Annotated in this window: 6 protein-coding genes; 4 read left to right on the top strand and 2 right to left on the bottom strand. The window is 73.5% G+C overall.

The features are described 5' to 3' along the window. A partial coding sequence (locus tag ACWEVN_RS18080; RefSeq protein WP_452051979.1) for a hypothetical protein occupies positions 1-184 on the bottom strand: 184 nt, incomplete at its 3' end. Here ACWEVN_RS18080 and ACWEVN_RS18075 point away from each other — a divergent pair. Then, on the top strand, positions 183-3,107 hold the full coding sequence (locus ACWEVN_RS18075; protein ID WP_452051978.1) for a helix-turn-helix transcriptional regulator: 2,925 nt from the start codon (positions 183-185) through the stop codon (positions 3,105-3,107). The two genes, ACWEVN_RS18080 and ACWEVN_RS18075, sit on opposite strands and share 2 nt — an antisense overlap. Before the next feature lie 2 nt (positions 3,108-3,109). Here the strand turns inward: ACWEVN_RS18075 and ACWEVN_RS18070 are convergent, their stop codons facing one another. Beyond that, complete coding sequence (locus tag ACWEVN_RS18070) at positions 3,110-4,039, bottom strand: hypothetical protein (RefSeq protein ID WP_310971287.1); 930 nt, start codon at positions 4,037-4,039, stop codon at positions 3,110-3,112. Positions 4,040-4,420: 381 nt separating this feature from the next. On the opposite strand from ACWEVN_RS18070, the gene ACWEVN_RS18065 reads away from it, so the two are divergent. Genes ACWEVN_RS18065 through ACWEVN_RS18055 form a run of 3 tightly spaced genes read left to right on the top strand, consistent with a single transcriptional unit; the run spans position 4,421 to position 6,884 of the window. Continuing rightward, entirely contained in the window at positions 4,421-5,173 is a 753-nt protein-coding gene (locus ACWEVN_RS18065; protein WP_452051977.1) for an SDR family oxidoreductase, read from the top strand. Beyond that, on the top strand, positions 5,170-6,228 hold the full coding sequence (locus ACWEVN_RS18060) for a phosphotransferase family protein (RefSeq protein ID WP_452051976.1): 1,059 nt from the start codon (positions 5,170-5,172) through the stop codon (positions 6,226-6,228). Before ACWEVN_RS18065 ends, ACWEVN_RS18060 begins: the two co-directional genes overlap by 4 nt. Beyond that, on the top strand, positions 6,228-6,884 hold the full coding sequence (locus ACWEVN_RS18055) for a histidine phosphatase family protein (RefSeq protein WP_449686089.1): 657 nt from the start codon (positions 6,228-6,230) through the stop codon (positions 6,882-6,884). The genes ACWEVN_RS18060 and ACWEVN_RS18055 overlap by 1 nt, the downstream gene beginning before the upstream one ends. Positions 6,885-6,892: the final 8 nt, after the last annotated feature.

Genomic DNA, 6,892 nt, shown 5'->3' with positions numbered 1-6,892 from the left:
GGAAGCCCGTGCAGCCGATCACGCGGTCGTAGCGGATTTCCTTGACGACCTCGTCGGCGCGGGCGAAGGCGAACTTGACGTGGTAGCAGCTCCTCGAACGTCTCCACGATCCGACGGTCGCAGGCGCGCCCGTGCGCAACATCGGCCACCTGGCCGAGATCCGCTGGCAGACTGGCCGGGTCATGACTGCGACGAAACTCCTCCCGGCGGGCACGGTCACGATCCTCTGCGCCGGCGACGCCGCCCCGGCCGTCTTCACGACCCCGGCCGAGGCGCTCGCGGCGCTGACCGGCGGCCCGGCGGCGGTGCACACCGGCGACGTGCTGATCCGCGACGACGGCACGCCCACCGGCCCGGCCGTGCGCCGCTGCGAACAGCTGCGCGCGCTGGCGGACGAGGGCCGCATCCTCGTGTCGGCCCGCGCCGCGGCGGGTCTCGGGGACGCCGTGCCGCTGCACGACCTCGGCGTCCACCGCCTGCCGGACCTCACCGCGCCCGAGCGCGTCTTCGAGCTCGGCGGGACACCCGGGCCCTTGCGCTCGCTCGACGCCGTCCCGAACAACCTCCCGGTGCAGCTGACCGGCTTCGTCGGCCGCGACACCGAGGTCGCCGAAGTCCGGCGGCTGCTCGCCGGCACGCGCCTGGTGACCCTCTCCGGCCCCGGTGGCAGCGGCAAGACGCGGCTGGCCGCCCAGGTCGCGGCCGGGGGCGAGTGGCCCGACGGTGTCTGGTGGGTGGAGCTCGACGCCGTCACCGACGTCGCCGAGCGGGTCGCCGCGACGCTCGGCGTGCCGGTGGAACCCCAAATCGGGGCCGCCCGTTCGGTCGCGACGCACCTGCGCGACCGGCGGGTGCTGCTCTGCCTCGACAACTGCGAGCACGTCCTCGACGGCGCCGCCAAGGTCGCGGTCGAGCTGCTGCGGTCCTGCCCCGAGGTCGCGGTGCTGACGACCAGCCGGGAGCCGCTGGACGTGCCGGGGGAGACGGTGTGGCGGGTGCCGCCGCTGGCCGTCGACGACGCCGTCGCGCTGTTCGTCGAGCGCGCGGGCGCGGTCCGGCCGCTGTTCACCCTGGACGCCTCCAGCGCGGCCGCCGTCCGCTCGATCTGCACCCGGCTCGACGGCATCCCCCTGGCCGTCGAACTGGCCGCCGCGTGGCTGGGAACGCTGACCCCGCACCAGATCGACGCCGGCCTCGACGACCGGTTCGCTTTGCTGACGCGTGGCCCGCGCGGGGTGCCGGCGCGGCAGCGGACCCTCGAGGGCTCGATCGCGTGGAGCCACGACCAGCTCGACGCGCAGGACCGGGCGGTGTTCCGGCGGCTCGCGGTGTTCGCCGGCGGGTTCACCTTGGCTGCGGCGGGCGGCCCGGCGGTGCTGCCCGCGCTCGGCCGGCTCGTCGACAAGTCCTTGGTCCTGGCCGAAGACGGCCGCTACCGGCTGCTGGAAACGCTCCGCGAGTACGCGGCCGCCCGGCTGGCCGAGGCGGGGGAGACCGACGCCGTCCGCGACCGCCACCTCGACCACTACCTGGCCCTGGCCGAAGCCGCCGAGCCCGACCTCGACCGCGACAAGGACGCCTGGCGGGCCCGGGTGGAGCCCGAGCGCGACAACCTGCGCGCGGCGTTGGAATGGGGGCTGGCGCAGGAAGATCCCGCGCGGGGCCGCCGGCTCGCGGCCGCCGTCGCGTGGCTGTGGAATCTGCACGGCCGCGGCCACGAGGGCCTGGCGTACCTCAGGCGCGCGGTGGCCCGCTGCCCGGACGACCGGACGCCGGTGCAGGCCCGGCTGCTGACCGGGATGGGGCTCGTGGCGGACACGACCGCGCCGTTCGACGTCGAAGCGGCCCGGCAGGGCCTGGACCTGGCCACCGAACTCGGCGAAGCGGACCTGCGCGCGCGATGCCTCGCCCTGACGGCACTCGGTCACCTGTACACGGATTTGGACACCGCCTGGGACCTCGCCGTCGAAGCCGGCCAGGAGGCCGACGGTTTCGCGCGGGACAGCGCGTTGATGCTGCGCGGAATCATCCGGACCATCCGCGACCGCCACGACGAAGCGGCGCCCCTGCTCGCCGAGGCGGCTCAGGGGCTCCTCCGGCGCGGCGACCGCGGGCTCGCCTCGACCGTCCTCAGTGTGCAGTCGGCGAGCGCGCTGGCGGCGGCGGACCTGCCGAGGGCGCGTTCGCTTGCGCTGCAAGCCGTCGACGTCGCCGCACCGCTGAGGGACTTCCACCGCGTCAACACGACGTTGTGCCGCTTGGCGCAGGTGCACTGCGCGGCCGGCGATGTCGACGCCGGGTTCCGGGTGATGGAGCCGTTCCTGCGGCTGCTCGAGACGGCGGGCGACGTCTTCGTGCCGGGGATGGCGAATGTGCTGGGGCAGCTGCATTGGCGGCGGGGCGAGTTCGAGGAGGCGTTGCGCTGGTTCGAGCGCGAGGCCGTGCCCGGGACGTACATGGCGGCGCAGGGACTGCCGGAACGCGGGGCGCTTCTGCGTCGGCTCGGCCGGCTCGACGAGGCCGCGGAGGTCCTGGACACCGCCGTCGAGCTCGCTCGGCGCTGGTCGCTGCCGTCGCCGTTGGCGGACGCCCTGGACGAGCAGGGGCACCTGGCGGAGCCGGCGCAGGCAGCCGAACTGCACTACGAAGCGCTGAGCCTCCGCCTCGACCACGGCCTCCGGCTGGGGGTCCTGGCGAGCCTGGACGCGCTGACGGCGTTGTTCGCGCGCAGTGGCCGGGAGGCCGACGCCGCGCGGGTGTTCGCGTCGGCTTCGCAGGCCCGGGCCGAGCTGGGCGTTCCGCGGCGTCCGTTCGAGCAGGCGGAGCTGGTGACCTCCGAACCGCCGATGGCCCTCGACGACGTGGTCGCGTTCGTCCGCCGGACCCGGGGCTCGCGCGGCCGCCCGTCGAGCGGCTGGGGAAGTCTGACGCCGACGGAGCTGGAGGTGGTGAAGCTGGCGGCGGAGGGGTGCACCAACCCGGAGATCGGGGCGCGGCTGTTCATGAGCCGCGGCACGGTGAAGACGCACCTGGCGCACGTCTACGCGAAGCTGGGGATCGCGAACCGCACCGAACTGGCCACCCTCGCGGCGGCTCGCCTGGGCTGAAGTCAGTCCCAGTCGATGCCGAAGACCCCCGGCCCGAAGTCGAACGTCACCGCGTGCACGCCGTCCGCCCCGTCCAGCTTCAACGCCCGCCGTGCCAACGTCCCGTCCGCCCCGTTGCGCGAGTACTGCCAGCAACGCTCCGGTGCCGTCCCGCGCGCGAAGCGGACCTCCAGCAAGTACTCCCGCACCGGGCGGCGGAACTCGCGGTAGTGCGTGTTGCGGCACTCGGGGTACGGCGGGCCGCTATTGGTCAGCGTGTACTCGATCAAGTGCGTCTCGCCGCGGTTGATCGGCTGGTCGAACAGAAGTTCCGTGACGAGGAGGCCGTGGGCCTCGTCGATCTCCGCGCGGCCGATCCGGCAGTTGCGCACCGCGTGCAGCTCCGGGACGCCCGCCGCCGGGTCGTCCTGGGTGTACACCAGCAGCCAGCGGTCCTGGCCGTCCGCGGCCGACTGGAACACCGCGCGGGCCGTCACCGCGCGCTGGCCGCCGTCCTCGGCGATCTCGCACAGGTCGTGCAGGCCGACCATCTTCAGCGGCTGCTGGCGGTCGAGCGCGTGCGGCGCGCCCACCTTCTCCAGCAACGGCTGCAGCACCTCGCGCGGGAACGACAACGGCTCGCCGCCGGCCTGGCGCTTGCCGGCGCCGCCGCGGGGGCGGGGCGGGGGCAGCAGCCCGAGCAGGGAACCGGCGGGGACGTCGAGGATTTCTTCCAGCGTGCGCACCGCCGAAAGCGAGCTCTGCCGCTCCGGCTGTCTCTTGCCCGATTGCCAATAACTGAGGGCTGTCACGCTGACGACGACGCCGCGGGCCCGCAGCCGCGCCTGGATCCGGTCGAGCGAGAGGCCGCTGGTGGCGATGGCCGCGCGCAGCCGGATGGCGAATTCGGTGCGCCCGTTCTCCTGGCCGTCACCCACCGTGCTGCCCGCCATCGCTGAAATCCCGACCCGCCCCATGCCGTCCCCCGACGATCCCCGACACGGAGCACGTTAGCAGTTTTCCACGCGGTCTCCGCCCCCCTCTTCGGCCGTGCCGCCGGGGCCGCCACTCGGGCGAACGGGCTAGTACTGGCAACTGTGAACCATTGCCCCGGCCTGGGCCGACGCGCTTGTATGACTTGCCTGCGCCGGTGGCACCGCCTCCCCCTCACGGCCCACCCGGGCGCAGGTGCGACCGGCCGCGCGAGCGGTTCCGGCTCCGGTTCACCCGGCCGAGTTGTGCGACCGGCCGAGGTGACCGCGCGATGACCGGTGGCCCGGCGACGCCCCCAGCGCCGGGCCACCGGTCTTGTTACCAGCGGGTAGGCTCCCCCCATGGTCCTCCGGCAGAACATCCTCATCACCGGCGCGAGCAGCGGGCTGGGCGAAGGCATGGCCCGCCAGTTCGCGGCGAAGGGGCGCAACCTCGCGCTGTGCGCCCGGCGCACCGAACGGCTCGAGAAGCTGGCCGCCGAGCTGACCGCGGCGCACCCGGGGATCAAGGTCGTCACGCGCACCCTCGACGTCACCGACCACGACCGCGTGTTCGCCGTCTTCGAGGAGTTCCGGGCCGACCTCGGGTCCCTCGACCGGGTGATTGTGAACGCCGGGCTCGGGAAGGGGCAGCGGGTCGGCACCGGCCGGTTCGACGCCAACCGCCAGACCCTCGAGGTCAACTTCGTCGCGGCTGCCGCCCAGATCGAGGCCGCCGCGGGGATCTTCCGTGAGCAGGGCGCCGGCCACCTCGCCGTCATCTCCTCGTTCAGCGCCCTTCGCCCGTTCCCGGGCAAGCTGACCGCGTACGCCGCGTCGAAGGCCGGGATTTCGGCGTTCGTCGACGGCACCCGGATCGAGCTGAAGCGCCAGGGCATCGCCGTCACCGACGTGCGGCCCGGCTACATCGAATCGGAGATGAACGACCGGATCGGCCGGAACCCGTTGCTGGCCAAGGCCGGCACCGGCGCTCGCGCGCTGGCCAAGGCGATCGAGGCCGAGCGCGCCCGGGCCTACGTCCCGGCGTGGCCGTGGGTGCCGCTGAGCGTCGTCATGCGCGTGGTGCCGGCCGCGCTGCTGCGGAAGTTCGCGTGAACGCCCCGGTCGAGGTCCGCGCGGAGGACGCCTTCGACGCGGGCGCGGTGCACGCCTGGCTGAGCGCGAAGGTCGAGGGCCTCGGCGACGAGCCGCCGCACGTCCGGCAGTTCCCCGGCGGCGCGTCCAACCTGACCTACCTGCTGACGTACCCGGACCGCGAACTGATCCTGCGCCGCCCGCCCGCCGGGCACAAAGCGGCGTCCGCGCACGACATGCGGCGCGAGTACCGCGTCCAGCACGCGCTGAAGCCGGTGTTCCCGTACGTGCCGCGGATGGTGGCGTTCGGCGACGACCCGGCCGTGCTCGGCGGCGACTTCTACGTCATGGAGAAGCTGGACGGCCTGATCCTGCGCGGCGACCTGCCGCCGGGGATGACGCTGACGCCGGAGCAGGCACGCGAGCTGTCCGGCAAGGTCGTCGACCGGCTGGTCGACCTGCACGCCGTCGATGTCGAGAAGGCCGGCCTGGCCGACCTCGGCAAGGGCGCCGGGTACGTCGAGCGGCAGATCCGCGGCTGGTCGGAGCGGTACGTGGCGGCGCGCACGGACAACGTCGGCGACTTCGCCGAGGTGCGCGCGTGGCTGGCCGCGAACCAGCCCGGCGAGGTCAGGATCTGCTTGATCCACAACGACTACCGGCTCGACAACCTCGTCTTGGACGGCCCGGCGACGCTCACCATCACCGGCGTCCTCGACTGGGAGATGGCCACCCTCGGCGACCCGCTGATGGAGCTGGGCAGCATGCTGGCCTACTGGGTCCAGGCCGGCGACGACGGCGTCATGCACACGAGCCGCCGCCAGCCGACCCACCTGCCCGGCATGTTCACCCGCGAGGAGTTCGTCGCGCGCTACGCCGAGAAGACCGGGCTGGCGATCGGCGACTGGCGGTTCTACGAGGTCTACGGCCTGTTCCGGCTCGCCGCGGTGCTGCAGCAGCTGTACCGCCGCTTCAGTGACGGCGCCACTCGCAACCCGGCGTTCAAGGACTTCTGGCAGTTCGTCAACTACCTCGACTGGCGCTGCCGCGAGATCATCGCGAAGGGGAGCGTGTAGTGGGCGCGATCTACCTGGTCCGGCACGGACAGGCGTCCTTCGGCGCGGCGGACTACGACGCGCTGTCCCCGCGCGGCTTCGAACAGTCCACTGTGGTCGGCGCGGAGCTGCTGCGGCGCGGGGTGGTCTTCAGCCAGGTCCGGTCCGGCTCGCTGGCCCGGCAGCGGGACACCGCGGCGACGGCGCTGAAGGTGCTCGGCAGCGACGTCCCGGTGGCCGAGGACCCGCGCTGGAACGAGTACGACCACGTCGACATCGCGCTGCACCACGCCGGCGGGGCGCCGCAGGAGGATTCGCGGGCCTACCAGGGTGTCCTGGACGCGGCCCTGACGGCGTGGACGTCGGCGGGTGCCGACGGCCCGTGCGCCGAGACCTGGCCGGCGTTCCTCGCGCGGTGCCGGGAAGCGCTGGCCGACCTCGTGGCGTCGCTGGGCAAGGGGGAGCACGCGGTGGTGTTCACCTCCGGCGGCGTGATCGCGACGATCTGCGGTGCCCTGCTGGGGACGCCCGAAGCCGGGCTGCTCAAGCTCAACCGCGTCACGGTCAACGGCGGGATCACCAAGCTGGTGTCCGGCCGCGGCGGCGTCACGATGCTGTCCTTCAACGAGCACCCGCACTTCGAGGCGGACGCGGCCTCGTTGCTCACCTATCGCTAGGAGGCACC

It is taken from the genome of Amycolatopsis sp. NPDC003861 (assembly GCF_053605405.1).
Note: the sequence above shows the minus strand (reverse complement) of the source record. Positions and strands in the feature narration are given on the sequence as shown.